This window comes from Streptomyces sp. BHT-5-2, assembly GCF_019774615.1.
Lineage (GTDB): Bacteria > Actinomycetota > Actinomycetes > Streptomycetales > Streptomycetaceae > Streptomyces.
This window is the reverse complement of the sequence record NZ_CP081497.1, coordinates 947,000-961,743: the sequence shown is the minus strand read 5'-3', so window position 1 is coordinate 961,743 and position 14,744 is coordinate 947,000. Positions and strand designations below refer to the sequence as shown.

Genomic DNA, 14,744 nt, shown 5'->3' with positions numbered 1-14,744 from the left:
GGCGGTGGTGACCCGCTGACCGGCCGCCGGCGCCCCGCACGGCGAGAATCGCCGCAGGTCGGAGCCGGTGCGTTGCCGGGTGACCGGCGGCCGGAAAGAATCTTCGGCGTCGATGTAGAGAACGGCGCACCGGCACCGACGAAGGGGCGAACGAGGCGCACTGGACGCCTCACGTCGTAAGGAGCAACACCATGAAGTACCTGATCATGATGTACCCGAACGCCGAGGTCATGGACGCGCTGTCGGAGGAGGAGCGGAACGCCGTCTTCCAGGGCCATGGCGAGTTCATGAACAAGATCAAGGAGACCGGCGAGTTCGTCAGCACCCTGGCGCTGGCCGGTACCGACCAGAGCTCCGTGGTGCGGGTGCGCGGCGGGGTGCCGGCGGTGACGGACGGTCCGTACGCCGAGTCCAAGGAATTCGTCGGCGGTTTCTACGTCGTCGAGGTCAAGGACCGGGACCGCGCCCACGAGCTCGCCGCGATGATCCCGGACGCCGCGGTGGAGGGACTGGGAATCGAGGTCCGGCCGATCGTCTTCAGCGACGGCGCTTCGGCGTGACTCCCGCCCGGGGGTCCCGTGCCCCCGGGCCCCGCTCCCCCTCGGGTGTCCGGCCGCCCGGAATCGAGTGGTGCCGCCGCACACCGGGCGCTGCGAGACCGAACGCGACGACATCCTCCTGGGCGCGGAGGTGGACGTCTACGCGGCGCCGCGGCTGTCCGTGCTGTTCGCCCAAGTCGGGGCTGCCGGCGCTCGCGCAGAGCCTGGCCACCGAGCGGGGACCGCAGGGCGTCCGGGTCAACAGCGTGGCGCCGGGCCCGATGTGGACCGACGAGGTCAGGAAGTTCGTCGGATGCCTGGCAGCGGCACGGCGCCCGGGGCCTGCGGTACCGTGTCGCCGTGCGCTGCCGGGGCGCCCGCCAGCACCGCGAGCCACGTCTTCGGGGATGGTTGGAATTCGGATGAGTGCCGCAGCGGGTGTCGGCCCCGCGTTCCCGGGGCGTCGCCGGGGCGCCCGGTGAACGGCGACAGCGACGTCGGGGCGCTGCTGCGGGACCTCGTTCCCCAGGTGGTGGGCACCCTGGTGCGCCGCCACGGCCGGTTCGAGGCTTGCGAGGACGCCGCCCAGGACGCGCTGCTCGACGCGATCGTGCAGTGGCGCAAGGACGGCGTCCCGGACAATCCGCTGGGCTGGCTGACGACGGTCGCCTACCGCCGGCTCGCCGACCGGGCCCGCAGCGACATCGCCCGGCGCCGCAGGGAGGCCACGGTCGCGGCCATGGTCCGCGCCGACGAGCCGGCGGAGTCCGGCCCCGCCGACTTCCACGCCGCCGGCCAGGACGACTCGCTCATCCTGCTCTTCCTCTGCTGCCACCCCAGCATCTCCCCCTCGTCCCAACTGGCGCTGACCCTGCGGGCCTGCGGCGGACTGACGACGAGTCAGATCGCGCGGGCCTTCCTGGTGCCGGAGGCGACGATGGCGCAGCGCATCAGCCGCGCCAAGCAGCGCATCCGGACGGCCGGCGCGACGTTCGAACTCCCCCCGCCCGAGGACCGCCCCGAGCGGCTCGGCGTCGTCCTGCACGTGCTCTACCTGATCTTCAACGAGGGGTACACCAGCACCTCCGGCGCCGATCTGCACCAGGTCGAGCTGACCCGTGAGGCGATCCGGCTGACCCGCGCACTGCGCCGGGCACTGCCCGACACCCCGGAGGTCACGGGCCTGCTGGCGCTGATGCTGCTGACCGATGCCCGGCGCCCCGCGCGGACCGACGACGACGGCGGTCTCGTCCCGCTCGCCGAACAGGACCGCACCCGCTGGGACGGGGTGGCCCTGAAGGAAGGTATCGAGCTGACCGCCGAGGCGCTGGCCCGTCAGCCGATGGGCCCGTATCAGTTGCAGGCCGCCATCGCCGCGGTGCACGCCGAGGCGGGCGCCGCCGACGAGACCGACTGGCCGCAGATCGTGATCCTCTACCGCCTTCTGGAGCAGGTCTCGCCCAACCCGATGGTGACGCTCAACCACGCCGTGGCGGCGGCCATGGCGCACGGCCCCCGGGCCGGCCTGGACCTGCTGCGGCCGCTGGCGGAGGACGGCCGGGTGGCCGACCACCACCGGCTGCACGCCGTGCGCGGCCATCTGCTGGAGATGGCCGGTGACCGTGCCGCGGCCCGCGAGAGCTACCGGGAGGCGGCGCGCCGTACCGCGAGCCTGCCCGAGCGGCGGTTCCTGGAGTCCCGGGCGGACCGCCTGAGCGACACCGCCGGCTGACCCGCGCGCGGCACCGCCCGTCGGGGAAAGAGTTCCGCGCTCCGGCCCAAGAATCCGCCGTCCGCTCCGACGACGTCGTGAACGCCATCCTGACGAGCGAGGAGACGCACGGCATGTCGCTCGTTCACGCTCATCCTGTCGACACTGGCGCCGGCCGGCAGGGTCCTGGCGGGTGCCGGTCCGACCGTGACCCAGCTGCGCCAGACGGTGCTGGGCTACCGGGCTGGTGGTCGGTTCGGTTCCGCCCGAGCGCGCGGGTTCGGCCGCGTCGCCAGCCGAGACCGCCAAACACCTCGGTGGCGCCCTCGGGTTGGCGGTGCCCTGCCGGCGGGGCGGGACGCGGCGGCCACCGAGCGGGCACGGGAGACCGTCGCGGGGGCCGCGGCCGAGGCCAGTCGCCTGTGCGGCGCTGCTGAAGGCGGCGCACTCGGCGTTCGTGAGCGGGTGCGCGGTCGAGGTCGTCCGCCCGGCTACATCTCGATGCCGGACGGCAGCATGAGCGGCCGCACCTCGATGCCCAGTCCGGCCGTGCGGGCCTCGGGGAGCAGGGCGGCCAACTCGTGGGCGCGGTCGACGGTTTCGCAGTCGACGAGGTAGAAGCCGGTGAACGAAAGCGGGGTGGCCAGGAGCGGGCCGTCGGTGACCGAGACCGCGCCGTCGGACACCCGGACCACGGTGCTCTGGGAGACATGGGTCAGGGTGTGGGCGGCGACCAGTTCGCCGGCGTCCGCGACGGTGTGGTGGAAGGCACGGTGTCCCTGCACGAACTCCTCCCGGGCCGCGTCACCGAGGGTGTCCCACGCGGCGGGATCCATGTGCAGCATCAGCATGTACCTCACCTGCGCTCCTCACGGCGGAAGCCTCCTGCGGACGTCACTCGCCGGTAAGTCGGTGCCGGTGGCCGGGATTCGACATCGTTCCGGCTCCGCGTGAGCCAGGCCGCCCTCCGACGACGGGCATGGGGCGGTGGGGCCCATACGGGTGCGGACCACGGCGGGCGGCGTGGCCGGACCCCAGGTGCCGAGCAGCGGCCGGGCGACGGCGCGCAGCGGGGCGAGGAGGTCCCGGGCCTGGCGCCCCGCGGAGCACTCGGGCACCACGGAATGACGGGTGGACCCGGGCGGTGTACGGCCGGGACCGGGATCATGGCCGGCGCCTCCCGCGCGGGTGAGCTTGGTCACGCGGGTCCGGGCGTCTACTACGCGGGGCCGTGGACCACAACTCCCGGTCGGCGTCCGACAAACCGGTGCCGATGCGGGGATACGGCACGGTCGTGGGCCCCCTCGGCGACCGTTGTCACTGGCCGCGGTACGCGCTAACAATGTCCGCTGTCGTCCAGTGCCGCCGATGCCCCACCCCGGCGGTGCCCTTCCCCGACGCGGGCATGCGGGATTCCGCATCCGGCCCCGCCCTGGCCTCGGCCTCCCGGCCCGAGCGCACGGAAGAAGGTGTCCCATGTCCAGCGTCGCCCTGCTCGTCCGACCGCCGGTCGGCGCTGCGCCGGCCGGAGTTGCCGGGGTGGCCGGCCGGGCGATGGCCTTCCTGGACCACTTCGCCGGCGTCTTCACCCTGCTCTCACTGACTGCCGTGGTGGCCTGCGGTCTGGCCGCCACCGACCGGCTGGTGCTGACCCCACGGCTGCGGGTGGCCGTGCAGTCGGTGCACCGGGCGAGCGCCGTCGCGGCCCTCGGCTTCCTCGCCACCCACATCGCAGTCAAGGTGATCGAGCGGCACACCACCGCACAGACCGCGGTGGCCCCGTTCACCGGCGGCGCCGCCCTCGCGGTGTGCCTGGGCACCGTCGCCGCCGATCTGCTCGTCCTGGTCGCGGTCACCGGCGTGCTCCGCGGCCGGTTCGCCAGCAGCCGCCGCCCCTGGCTCTGGCGCGTCCTGCATTCGACGGCGTACGTCTGCTGGCCGATCGCGCTGGCGCACGGGCTGACGGCCGGACGCCGGGCACACGCCTGGGTGGTCTGGGGCTACGGTCTGTGCGCGGCCCTGATCGCCCTCGCGCTGATCGTCCGTGGCCTCTCCTACCTGGGCGGGCGCCGGAACCTGAGCCGGAGCCGGCGGGGTGTCAAGGCATACCGTCCCACCGCCACCCGCCCGGCAGCACTGGCCGCCCTGTCCGCCCGTCCCCACACCGGCGTCCGCCCGAACGCCTGGGCCGCCCGGCCGGGGAGCGGCGAGTGAAAGGCACCCCTCTGGAGCTGCCCGAGGTCGGCTGGCTGGATGCGGCCCGGCTGGCCGCGGGACTGGACCGCCACCAGCGCCTGGACCTGGCCGCGCACGCCCGGGTCCATCCGCCGCTCCCGGCACCGGGCCGGGACGCGCTGCTCACCCTGGCCGAGGCCGTCGGCCTGCCCGGCCGCGGCGGCGCCGGCTTCCCGTTCGCCCGCAAGGCGCGGGCCACGCTCACCGCCTCTGACCGCACCGGGGCGCCGCCCGTCATCGTGATCAACGGCGCCGAGGGCGAGCCGGCCAGCGCCAAGGACAAGATGCTCCTGGCCCGCACGCCGCACCTGGTGCTGGACGGTGCCTGCCTGGCGGCGGCCGCGTTCGGCGCCGAGGAGATCGTGATCGGCGTCGCCGCCGGAAGCCCCGGCGAGATATCGGTCCCGGCCGCCCTCGCCGAGCGCGAACTGCCCTGTCCGGCCCGGACCGTGTGCCTGCCCGAACGCTTCGCCTCCGGCGAGTCCGGGGCCCTGGTCCGCGGGATCAACGGTCTGCCGGTGGTGCCGGCACCGTTGAAGGCCCGCGCGGCCGACGGCGGTGCGGGCGGGGTGCGGCGCCGCCCGACGCTGCTCTGCAACGCCGAGACCTGGGCCCAGCTCGCCATCGCGGCCCGGCTCGGGCCCGACGCCTACGCGGCGGTCGGCACCGCCGCCGAACCAGGCACGACCCTGCTGACCGTCAACCGGCCGGGCGCCGTCCCGCTGGTGGTCGAGGTTCCCACCGGCGCCCGGCTGGGCCCGGTGCTGGCTGCCTGCGGTCTCCAGCCGGGGGCCGGGGTGCTGGTGGGCGGCTACCACGGTGCCTGGCTGCACCCGTCGGTCGCCGTGGACGCACCGCTCTCCCGGGCCGGGCTCACCGCCCTCGGCGGAGCCCTCGGTGCGGGCGCGATCGTCGTGCTTCCCCACGACACCTGCCCGCTCGGCGAGCTCGCCCGGGTCACGGCATGGCTGGCGACCGAGTCCACCGGACAGTGCGGACCGTGCAGGCACGGCCTGCCCGACGCCGCCGAGGCCCTGGCGCTGCTGGCCGCCGGTGCTGCCGAGCCCGCGGTGCTGGAGAGCGCCCGGCGGGCCCTCGGCGCGGCACAGGGCGGTGGTGCCTGCTCGCACCCCGACGGCACGGCCCGCTTCGTGCTCACCGCGCTCGACGTCTTCTCCGCGGACGTCGCGGCCCACCTGTCCGGCCCCGGCTGCGGCCGTCCGGTCCGTGGTGTACTGCCCCTGCCGCCGGCGAAGGGCGCCCGGTTGGAGGTGGACTGGTCCCGCTGCGCCGGCCACGGTCTGTGCGCCGTGCTGGCCCCCGGCCTCGTCCGGCTCGGCCCGCACGGCTACCCCGCCGCCCCCGCCGTCCCGGTCTCCCGCTGGCAGGAGCACGGCGCCCGGCGGGCCGTGAACCAGTGCCCGGCCCTGGCACTGCGGCTCCGGCGACCCGGGGGATGACGCCCGGAGGGCTGGTCAGACGCGGTCGGCGGCGATCAGGAGGTAGTGGAAGCTGCCCTCGCGGTACGCGGTCAGGAACGGGTCCTCGACGCCGGTGGCGAGGGAGGACCGGGCGCGCAGCTCCCAGTACGGAATGGTGGCCGCCGTGAGGTCGACGACGTTCATCGGCACCAGGCCGTTGGCGGCGAGTGCCTTGAAGTAGGCGCTGCGGGGGTGGATGTTGCAGGTGTAGTGCTCGTCGATCCGGCTGACCGCCTTGGAACGGCCGCCGGTCACGTCGTTGTAGCAGCCCGTGATGACGACATAGCGGCCGCCGAAGGCCAGTTGGCGCGCGTGCTCGGCGAAGAGCGCGAACAGGTCGACGTACATGGTGGACTCGTTGTTCCAGATGCCCTGGAAGGCGCCGGTCGGGAAGCCGGTGTCCAGCATGTTGCGGAAGTGGTAGCGCACCCTGTCGTCCACACCGCGCTTGTGTGCCTGGCCGTTGGCGAAGTCGACCTGTGCCTGGGAGATGGAGACCCCGTCGACCTGGCAGCCGAAGCGCGCGTTGGCCATGATGCTGCTGCCGCCGCGGCCGCATCCGGCGTCGAGGAGGCGGTGCTCGGGCGCGATGGGGCCGAGGTGGTCGAGGAGGGTGTCGGCCTGTGCCGACTCCAGTCGGTGCAGTTCCTCGATGATGCGGGCGTCGCGAGTCTCCTCGGGCCCTTCCAGGACCGAGGGGTCGTAGTCGCCGAGCCCGTAGTGGTGGTGGTACAGGCCGTCGACATCGCCCAGGCTGAGGTTGACCGGGTCCTTCTCGTTGTTCCAGTACTCCGCTACGGACTTCTGGTAGGCCGTGCGCAGCACCGGCGCCGCGGGGGAAAGGGGGGTGGTGGTCATGCGGGTGCTCCTTGACTGCATGCGGAGGGAGGGGAGAGGCAAGACCGCGTGGTGGCGGTGGGAAAGGGGGGTGGGAAGAGAGGCTGGGGGTGGGCTCAGGCGGCGTGGTAGCGGAGGCTGCCGCTGTGCCACTCGCGGTTGCCGCCGAGCCAGGCCCAGACACCCGCGAGGAAGTGACGCAGCTGCGGCGAGCCGGTGACGGCCAGGGCCGCGGCCTCCGTCTCGAAGGTGCGCACCAGCTCGTCGTGGATGGCGACGCTGCGTTCGACCGCCTCCTGCGGCGTGCACCCCTCCTCCGCGGCGATCACGGTGGGCAGGTTGAACTCCACTCCCGAGGAATGGTGTTCCTTGGTCATCGAGTACAGGTCGTTGACGAGGGTGCTGGCCGTGGCGGCCATGGTCACGGCGCGGCGGACCCGCGGCGCGGAGTACTCGGCGGCCGCCAGCGGGTTGCCGCTGACCACGTCGACGAGGGCGATGCAGGGCAGGAAGCTGTTGATCTGACGGTGCGCCAAGTACTCACGGACAGTGGGCATTTGGCCGCGCGAACGCCAGGAGCCCTCCTGTCCGTAGCCCACGAAGAGGACGGCGACCTCATGGCGGAGCCGGGCCAGCTGGGAGGGGTCCGCGTAGCCTGCCAGGTCCCGTAGTCCCGCACGGAGCGCCACGCGTACGGGGTCGCCGGCCATGTCCTGTTCCCATGCGGATGCGTATCCGGACGGGAGGTGGGCCGGGTCGAGGGCCGCGTAGGCGGGGCCGAGGTGCGAGCCGAGGAGGTCGGTCCGCGATCCCATGGTCTCGTCGTCGCAGTAGTAGTCGTCCGTGGCCCACTCGGCCAGTGCGCACTTGGCCGCGGCCAGCAGCCGGTCCGGGTCGTCGCTGTCGGGGTGGGCCAGCATCATCAGGCGGCCGAAGTCGGCCGCACGCACACGTTCGAGGCGCCCGGCGTAGAGGCCGACCTGATCGGCCCAGTCCACCAGTCGGCCGTTGACCTCCCGGCCGAGTGCCTGGTCGTCCCGCATCGCGGGCGGGCAGTACAACTCGGGGACGCCGCTGTCGTGCCCACCCGCCGTGCCGGACGTGCCGGCGGCCGGTTTCCCGGCCGTGATACGGGCGGCCGAGGTGCCCAGCCCCGTCGGCCCGGTGGGCACGGCGGTGCGCGCCCGCCGGAGCGCGGTGCCCGGCAGGGCCTTCGGGGCGGGTGGGCGGATCCCGTTGCCGTGGGTGAGGAGCGTGGCCACGAGTCGCGCCACATGGTGGTGGGCCATGGGCGCGGCCATCCGGGACAGCTGTGACACCGGTTCTTCTCTCCGTTCGCGCCGTCGACGTCAGGACGGGGTGTGGAAGACCTCGACGTTCTCCAGGACGCCCAGCGCGTCGGGCACGAGAACGGCCGCCGAGTAGTAGGTGCTGACCAGGTAGGAGATCAGCGCCTGGTCGTTGATGCCCATGAACCGCACGTTGAGGCCCGGTTCGTACTCGTCGGGGATGCCTGTCTGGCGCAGGCCGACCACCCCTTCGTCCTCCTCGCCCAGGCGCATCGCGAGGATGGCGGACGTGCCCTCCTCCGAGACAGGGATCTTGCCGCAGGGCAGGATCGGTACGCCCCGCCAGGCGGGCACCGGGTGTCCGCCCAGGTCGGCGGTGTCGAAGGACAGGCCCCGCTTGTTGCATTCGCGGCCGAAGGCGGAGACGGCACGCGGGTGCGCGAAGAACGCCTTGGTTCCGCGCCGCATGCTCAGCAGTTCGTCCATGTCGTCCGGGGTGGGCGGGCCGGAGTGGGTGGAGATGCGCTGGCTGTGGTCGGCGTTGTGCAGCAGCCCGAACTCCGGGTTGTTGACCAGCTCGGACTCCTGGCGTTCGCGCAGTGCCTCGATGGTCAGCCGCAGCTGCTGCTCGACCTGGTCCATCGGTTCGTTGTAGAGGTCGGCGACCCGGGTGTGCACCCGCAGGACCGTCTGGGCGACGCTCAACTCGTATTCGCGGGGCCGCAGTTCGTAGTCGACGAACGTCCCCGGGATCACCGGCTCACCGGTGTGGCCGGAGGCGAGGGAGATCTCGGCCTCGCCCTTCTTGTTCTGCGGCCGTGCCTGCTCCGTCTGGCGCCGCCGGACGTGGGCCCGCAACCCGTGGTTGCGGTCGGCCACTTCCTCGTACGCGGCCCGGGGCAGGGCCAGTATCGTGCACGCCGTCATCGCACGGGCGGTGAAGTCCCAGTCCCCCGGTTCCTCGGCCACGGCCCGGCCACCGAAGAACCCGCCGTCGGACAGCACACCGCGACGGGTCTCCTCGCCGTACCTGCCGGGGCCGACCTTCTCCACCTTGCCGTGCGCGATCAGATAGACGTGGTCGACGGTCTCACCGCGCTCGGCGATCAGCTGGCCGGGCCCGTACTGCTGCTGACGGCACCGGTCGGCGAGCGCCCGCAGCGCCGCGTCGTCCTCGAACCCGCGCAGCAGCGGAAGTTCGCCGAGCTCGGCCGGGACGACCCGGACCGCGCTCCCCTCCTGGACGAAGGTGACCCGGCCGTCGCCGACCTCGTACACCAGGCGCCGGTTGACCCGGTACGTGCCGCCCTTCACCTCCACCCAGGGCAGGGTGCGCAGCAGCCAGCGCGAGCTGGTGCCCTGCATCTGCGGGGCGGTCTTGGTGGTGGTCGCCAGGTTCCGCGCCGCGGCGATCCCGAGGCTGAGCTGTGCCCGGCCCGACGGCTGCTCGGGCTGCTGCCGGTACGCTGCGGTCGACATCCTGGTCCTTCCATGGGGGCGCATGCATCAAGAAGGAGCCCTCGGAATCACCCGAGTGGGTGACGAGAGGCTCCTGTTGCGCAAGTGAACCAGCGGGTAGCGACGTTGGTCGAGACGACCGGAGGCTCGTTGATCATTTTGCGCCAGGCATCCGACCGGTCGGAGTCCACCGTCCTCGGCACGCGACGAGGGGCGCGGCAGCCCTGGACATCCGCTATGCCTGGTTAACCGGCCTTTTGGCCCGACCGATACGCGCGATGGTCGAGCGCATGGGACGCCATGGACCCGGTCTGCGAGGTGGCCGATAACCGACGCTCATACTCCGGCCAGCCGCCCCACCCCCCTGCCCCCTGGGTCTCGCCGCCAGTCAGTAGACGTCGCGGACATAGCGCTTGTCGGCGGTCAGGCGCCTGACATAGGCGTCGGCTTCGTCGGCGTCCATACCGCCGTGCGTGGCGGCGATGTCCCTGAGTGCCTGGTCGACGTCCTTGGCCATGCGGCCGGCGTCGCCGCAGACACGGAAGTGGGCACCGTCCTGGAGCCACCGCCACAGGCGGGCGCCGTTCTCGCGCATCCGGTCCTGGACGTAGACCTTGTTGCGCTGGTCGCGCGAGAAGGCCAGGTCCAGGCGGTCGAGGTGGCCGGATGCCTGGTATCCCTCCAGTTCCTCGCGGTAGTAGAAGTCGGTGGCGCGGCACTGTTCGCCGAAGAAGAGCCAGTTGGGGCCGGTGTGGCCGCGGGCCAGGCGGTCTTCGAGGAAGCCGACGAAGGGTGCCACGCCGGTTCCGGGACCGACCATGATCATGGGGGTAGCGGGGTCGGTGGGCGGACGGAAGTGCGGTGAGCGCTGCACGAAGACCTGTACGGGGCCGTCGTTGGCGCAGTCGGCGAGATACGTCGAGCAGGTGCCCTTGCGGTCGCGGCCCAGGTCGTTGGTGTAGCGGACGACGGACACGGTGAGGCGGACCTCGCCGGGGTGGGCCAGCGGGCTGGAGGAGATGGAGTACAGCCGGGGCTGGAGGCGCTTGAGGACGGCGGTCCACTCCGCGGTGGACGCGCGGACCGGGAACTCGGCGAGCAGGTCGGCGGCCTGGCGGCCCCAACTCCACCGCGCCAGCGCGTCCTTGTTGTCCGGGCGCAGCAGTCGCCTCAGGTCCTGGCTGCCGGTGCGGTCCGCCACGAAGGCCAGCAGGTCGGCGGTGAGGCGGGTGATGTCCAGGCGGGTGCGCAGTGCCTCTTCGAAGGGCAGGCGGGTGCCGTCGCCGAGTTCGACGGGTTCGTCGGGATCCAGTCCGGTCAGGGCCAGCCATTCGGCGACCAGGCCGGCGCCGTTGACCGGCCATACGCCGAGGGCGTCGCCGGCGTCGTAGGCGAGTTCGCCGTCGCGGGTGTCGAAGGCGAACTGCCGTACCTCCTTCTGGGAGCCGGGCAGGCTCAGCAGCCGGTTGCCGACGAGGAGGGTGGCGAAGGGGTCTGCCTTGGTGTGGTGGGCCGAGGTCGGGGCGGGGTCGGGCGACTGGGAGGCGGTGGGTTGCGCGGTGGGCGTCCCGGCCGTGCGCGCGGCCGCCGGATGCCGGTCGCCGGGGGCGGCCAGGGCGGTGGAGACCCGGCCGAGCCACTGTGCAGCGGCCTCCTCGTAGTCGGGCTCGCAGTCGGTGCGGGCGAGGAGCCGGGTGGCCCCCAGTGCGTGGAACCGTTCGTCGAGACGGCGGCCGTGGCCGCAGAAGTCGTCGTAGGAGGAGTCGCCGAACGCCAGCACGGCGTAGCGGACTCCCTCCAGCGGCCCGGAATCCGGGGCGGCGAGGGCCTGCCAGAAGTCGGCGCCGTTGTCGGGCGCGTCGCCGTCGCCGAAGGTGCTGGTGACGATCAACAGGTCGGTGTCCGGGGTGAGTTGTGCCGGGGCGAGGTCCACCATGGGCAGCAGTTCGGGGTCACGGCCGGTTTCGGCGAGCCGGGCGGCGACGGTGGCCGCGAACTCCTCCGCGTTGCCGGTCTGCGAGGCCCACAGAACGACCAGGCGACGGGAGGGGGTGTCCGTACCTGAGGTCCGGGTGGCGGTCCGCGCGGACTCCGGTGCCGGTGCGGTGGGTGCGGCGGTGCGGGAGAACATGCCGGCCAGGACACCGCCGACCCACAGCGCGGTGTCCGGGGCCAAGGGCGCGTCGGGCGGCAGCGCGGGGACGCGCCCGTCGTGCGGGACCGCGGCGAGGCCAAAGAGGTAGCCGGCGAGGTAGCGGCGCTCCGGCTCGGCCAGGGATACGGGGGCGAGGTCGGTGAGGCCGAACAGCGTGGCGAGCGCGGCTACCGCGCCGTCCGCAGGGGTGGTTGTGGCGGCCGGGTCGGGTGCGGGGTTCACGGGCGGTTCCTGGTGTGCGGGGGTCGCCGGGGCGGACTCGGGCCGGCCGCCGGGGCGTGCGGCGGGGACGGGGGCGGCCGTCCTGGCGAGGGCGACGGCGCAGACCTTGGACTCGGGTTGGAAGGAGACCGGGTCGACGGCGTCGTTGGTGACGGCGTTGACGCTGAGGTACTCGCCGAACAGGTCGTTCCAGTGGAAGGGCGCGAAGCAGGTGCCCGGCCGGACTCTGTCGGTGACGGTGGCGGGCAGTACGGCGCGGCCGCGGCGGGAGGCGACCTCGACCTGGTCGCCCTCCGCGACGCCCAGGGCGGCGGCGTCCTCGGGATGGACTTCCAGGAACGGGCCGGGGTTGAGTTTCGTGAGTTTGGCGACCTTGCCGGTCTTGGTCATGGTGTGCCACTGGTGCTGGAGACGGCCGGTGTTCAGCACGAACGGGTAGTCGTCGTCGGGGAGTTCGGCCGGTGGCAGGTGTGGACGGGCGAAGAAGCGGGCGCGGCCGCTGTCGGTGGGGAAGGCCAGGCGGGGGCGGGTGCCGTCCTCGCGTTCCCGCGGGGTCTGGCTGACGCCGTCGTTGCGGTAGCGGATCGGGTTGCGGTCCGGGCCGTCGGCGGTCGGGGCCGGCCACTGCACCGGTGTGCTGCGCAGCCGCTCGTAGGTCACGCCGCGCAGGTCCCAACCGGTCCGGGGGTTCCATGCCTGTTTGAGTTCCTCGAACACCTCCTCGGCGGAGGCGTAGCCGAAGGCGTCGGCGAAGCCCATCGCGCAGGCCACCCGGGCGATCAACTGCCAGTCGGGCAGGGCCTGTCCGGGTGGGTCGACGGCCCCTTGCACCAGGGTGAGGTTCCGCTCGGAGTTGACCATGACGCCGTCGGACTCCGCCCACAGCGTCGCCGGCAGGACGACGTCGGCGTAGGCGTTGGTCTCGGTCTCGGCGAAGACGTCCTGCGTGACGACGAGTTCGGCGGCTTCCAGGCCGGCGATGACGGTCCTGCGGTTGGCGACCGAGGCGACCGGGTTGGTGCAGATGATCCAGCATGCCTTGATGTCGCCGGCGGCCATCTGCTCGAACATCTCGATGGTGCCGCGCCCGGCGCCGGTCGGCAGGGAGCCCTCCGGGATCTGCCACAGGTCCTCGACGAAGGCGCGGTCGGCGTCGTCCAGTACCGAACGCTGTCCGGGCAGGCCGGGCCCCATGTAGCCCATCTCGCGGCCGCCCATGGCGTTGGGCTGGCCGGTCAGCGAGAAGGGTCCGGACCCCGGGCGGCAGATGGCGCCGGTGGCCAGGTGCAGGTTGATCAGGGCGTTGGTGTTCCAGGTGCCGTGGGTGGACTGGTTCAGGCCCATGGTCCAGCAGCTCGTCCACTCACCGGCCGTACCGATCCACCGCGCGGCCTGCCGGATGTCGTCCTCGGCCAGGCCGGTGAGCTCCGCGACCCGGTCGGGCGGGTAGTCGGCGAGGAAGTCGGGTATCTCCTCCCACCCCTCGGTGAACCCGGCGATGAACTCCTCGTCGGTGTGGCCGTCGGCGACCAGCAGGTGCAACAGCCCGTTCAGCAGGGCGAGGTCGGTGCCCGGCCTGATCTGCAGGAAGAGATCGGCCTTGGCGGCGGTGGCGGTGCGGCGCGGATCGACGACGATCAGTTTGGCGCCGGCCTTGACCCGGTCCATCATGCGCAGGAAGAGGATCGGGTGGCAGTCGGCCATGTTGGCGCCGATGACGAGGAAGACGTCGGCGTGGTCGAGGTCCTGGTAGGAGCCCGGCGGGCCGTCCGCGCCGAGCGACAGTTTGTAGCCGGACCCGGCGGAGGCCATGCACAGTCGTGAGTTCGACTCGATGCGGTGGGTGCGCACAAAGCCCTTGGCCAGCTTGTTCGCCAGATACTGCGCCTCCAGCGACAGCTGCCCGGAGACGTAGAAGGCCAGCGCGTCCGGACCGTGTTCGTCCAGGATCGCCCGCAGTCGCCCGGCGACCGACGCGATGGCCTCGTCCACCTCCGTCCCGACCGGCTGGGCGCCGCGCTCGGCCCGCACCAGTGCCGTTTCCAACCGCCCGGGCGCCGCCATCATGTCCGCGCTGGTCGCGCCCTTGGTGCACAGGCGGCCTCGGTTGGCGGGGTGTGCCTGGTCGCCGGACGCCCTGACCACCCGCCGGCGGCCGTTTGCCGGGTCGCGCGCCACGTCCAGCACCATCCCGCAGCCGACGCCGCAGTACGAGCAGACGGTGCGGACCCTGCCGTCCGACGAGCCAGCTGCCACCGAAACCCCACCCCGTCGTACGTGTGCCTGTCCGAGCCGGGACCATTCCACCGTGGTGTGCGGCCCACGGCCAGCATCGTAGGAGGAACGAATTTCCGGCCCGTCACACGCCGGGAGCGCCCGGGGTTACGCCTCGCGCACATGTCACCGGAGTGCCGTGTGAGGTGCCTGGGCCGGCGCTGCCGCCGGGCCCACGCATGCCCGGGTCCGCCTCGTACTCCTCGAAGATCGGGCCGAAGTCGGCGAACGCGATGCCGTCGGACCCGGTGACCCGGTCCGGGGGATTCTCCCGGTACGGCAGGAGGGTGTTGGGACCGGAGCGGACGATCCGCTTGTGCCAGTGCTTGGCGGTGCCGAACATCTCGTTGGCCGGGTCGCGGATCAGGTCGCCGGCCTCGCGCTCGCCCCGGCCCGGGGCCACCGGACCGCGCGCCGCCACCTCGTCGAACAGCGCGAGGGCCTTCTTCCGGGCGGCGACCAGCCCCTCGGCCCGCCGGGCCTCCCGCACCTCCGCCGTCTCCGTTCGTCACGAGCCCCTCCCCTCCCTGGCCCGTGCCTCGC

The 14,744-nt window shown here is 72.9% G+C and carries 10 protein-coding genes and 1 pseudogene; 5 read left to right on the top strand and 6 right to left on the bottom strand.

The annotated features are described in order from the left end of the window. Positions 1-191: 191 nt before the first annotated feature. From K2224_RS32165 to K2224_RS32155, 3 genes are read left to right on the top strand one after another with little or no spacing between them, the layout of a single operon-like run. Positions 192-560: a YciI family protein gene (locus K2224_RS32165; RefSeq protein ID WP_221910700.1), complete on the top strand. Its 369-nt coding sequence runs from the start codon at positions 192-194 to the stop codon at positions 558-560. Then, entirely contained in the window at positions 557-1,021 is a 465-nt protein-coding gene (locus K2224_RS41485; RefSeq protein WP_313904812.1) for an SDR family oxidoreductase, read from the top strand. Before K2224_RS32165 ends, K2224_RS41485 begins: the two co-directional genes overlap by 4 nt. Then, entirely contained in the window at positions 1,018-2,271 is a 1,254-nt protein-coding gene (locus tag K2224_RS32155) for an RNA polymerase sigma factor (protein WP_221910699.1), read from the top strand. The genes K2224_RS41485 and K2224_RS32155 overlap by 4 nt, the downstream gene beginning before the upstream one ends. Positions 2,272-2,741: 470 nt before the next feature. Here the strand turns inward: K2224_RS32155 and K2224_RS32150 are convergent, their stop codons facing one another. Beyond that, entirely contained in the window at positions 2,742-3,101 is a 360-nt protein-coding gene (locus K2224_RS32150) for a YciI family protein (RefSeq protein ID WP_260693895.1), read from the bottom strand. Positions 3,102-3,726: 625 nt separating this feature from the next. On the opposite strand from K2224_RS32150, the gene K2224_RS32145 reads away from it, so the two are divergent. Both K2224_RS32145 and K2224_RS32140 read left to right on the top strand, forming a co-directional pair. Further along, complete coding sequence (locus K2224_RS32145; RefSeq protein ID WP_221910697.1) at positions 3,727-4,464, top strand: hypothetical protein; 738 nt, start codon at positions 3,727-3,729, stop codon at positions 4,462-4,464. Beyond that, entirely contained in the window at positions 4,461-5,945 is a 1,485-nt protein-coding gene (locus K2224_RS32140) for an NADH-ubiquinone oxidoreductase-F iron-sulfur binding region domain-containing protein (RefSeq protein ID WP_260693604.1), read from the top strand. Before K2224_RS32145 ends, K2224_RS32140 begins: the two co-directional genes overlap by 4 nt. 15 nt (positions 5,946-5,960) lie before the next feature. Here the strand turns inward: K2224_RS32140 and K2224_RS32135 are convergent, their stop codons facing one another. The 5 genes and pseudogenes from K2224_RS32135 to K2224_RS32115 all read right to left on the bottom strand — a co-directional run. Next, positions 5,961-6,824 carry a geranyl diphosphate 2-C-methyltransferase gene (locus tag K2224_RS32135; protein ID WP_221910696.1) on the bottom strand — a complete coding sequence of 288 codons (864 nt, stop codon included), beginning with the start codon at positions 6,822-6,824 and terminating at the stop codon, positions 5,961-5,963. Between the two features lie 95 nt (positions 6,825-6,919). After that, the gene (locus K2224_RS32130) at positions 6,920-8,122 is read right to left on the bottom strand and encodes a family 2 encapsulin nanocompartment cargo protein terpene cyclase (RefSeq protein WP_221910695.1); all 1,203 of its coding nucleotides are present in this window, start codon (positions 8,120-8,122) and stop codon (positions 6,920-6,922) included. A 30-nt stretch (positions 8,123-8,152) separates the two neighbouring features. Beyond that, positions 8,153-9,571, bottom strand: coding sequence for a family 2B encapsulin nanocompartment shell protein (locus K2224_RS32125; RefSeq protein WP_221910694.1), 1,419 nt, complete (start codon positions 9,569-9,571; stop codon positions 8,153-8,155). A gap of 367 nt (positions 9,572-9,938) precedes the next feature. After that, on the bottom strand, positions 9,939-14,183 hold the full coding sequence (locus tag K2224_RS32120; RefSeq protein ID WP_221910693.1) for a bifunctional nitrate reductase/sulfite reductase flavoprotein subunit alpha: 4,245 nt from the start codon (positions 14,181-14,183) through the stop codon (positions 9,939-9,941). 199 nt (positions 14,184-14,382) lie between these two features. Beyond that, a pseudogene (locus tag K2224_RS32115) lies at positions 14,383-14,691 on the bottom strand (M24 family metallopeptidase); the annotation flags it as partial. Between the last annotated feature and the right edge of the window lie 53 nt (positions 14,692-14,744).

Coding starts and splice junctions, on each gene's coding strand:
- K2224_RS32165 (WP_221910700.1), top strand. CDS start 192: ATGAAGTACCTGATCATGATGTACCCGAACGCCGAGGTCATGGACGCG.
- K2224_RS32150 (WP_260693895.1), bottom strand. CDS start 3,101: ATGCTGATGCTGCACATGGATCCCGCCGCGTGGGACACCCTCGGTGAC.
- K2224_RS32145 (WP_221910697.1), top strand. CDS start 3,727: ATGTCCAGCGTCGCCCTGCTCGTCCGACCGCCGGTCGGCGCTGCGCCG.
- K2224_RS32135 (WP_221910696.1), bottom strand. CDS start 6,824: ATGACCACCACCCCCCTTTCCCCCGCGGCGCCGGTGCTGCGCACGGCC.
- K2224_RS32125 (WP_221910694.1), bottom strand. CDS start 9,571: ATGTCGACCGCAGCGTACCGGCAGCAGCCCGAGCAGCCGTCGGGCCGG.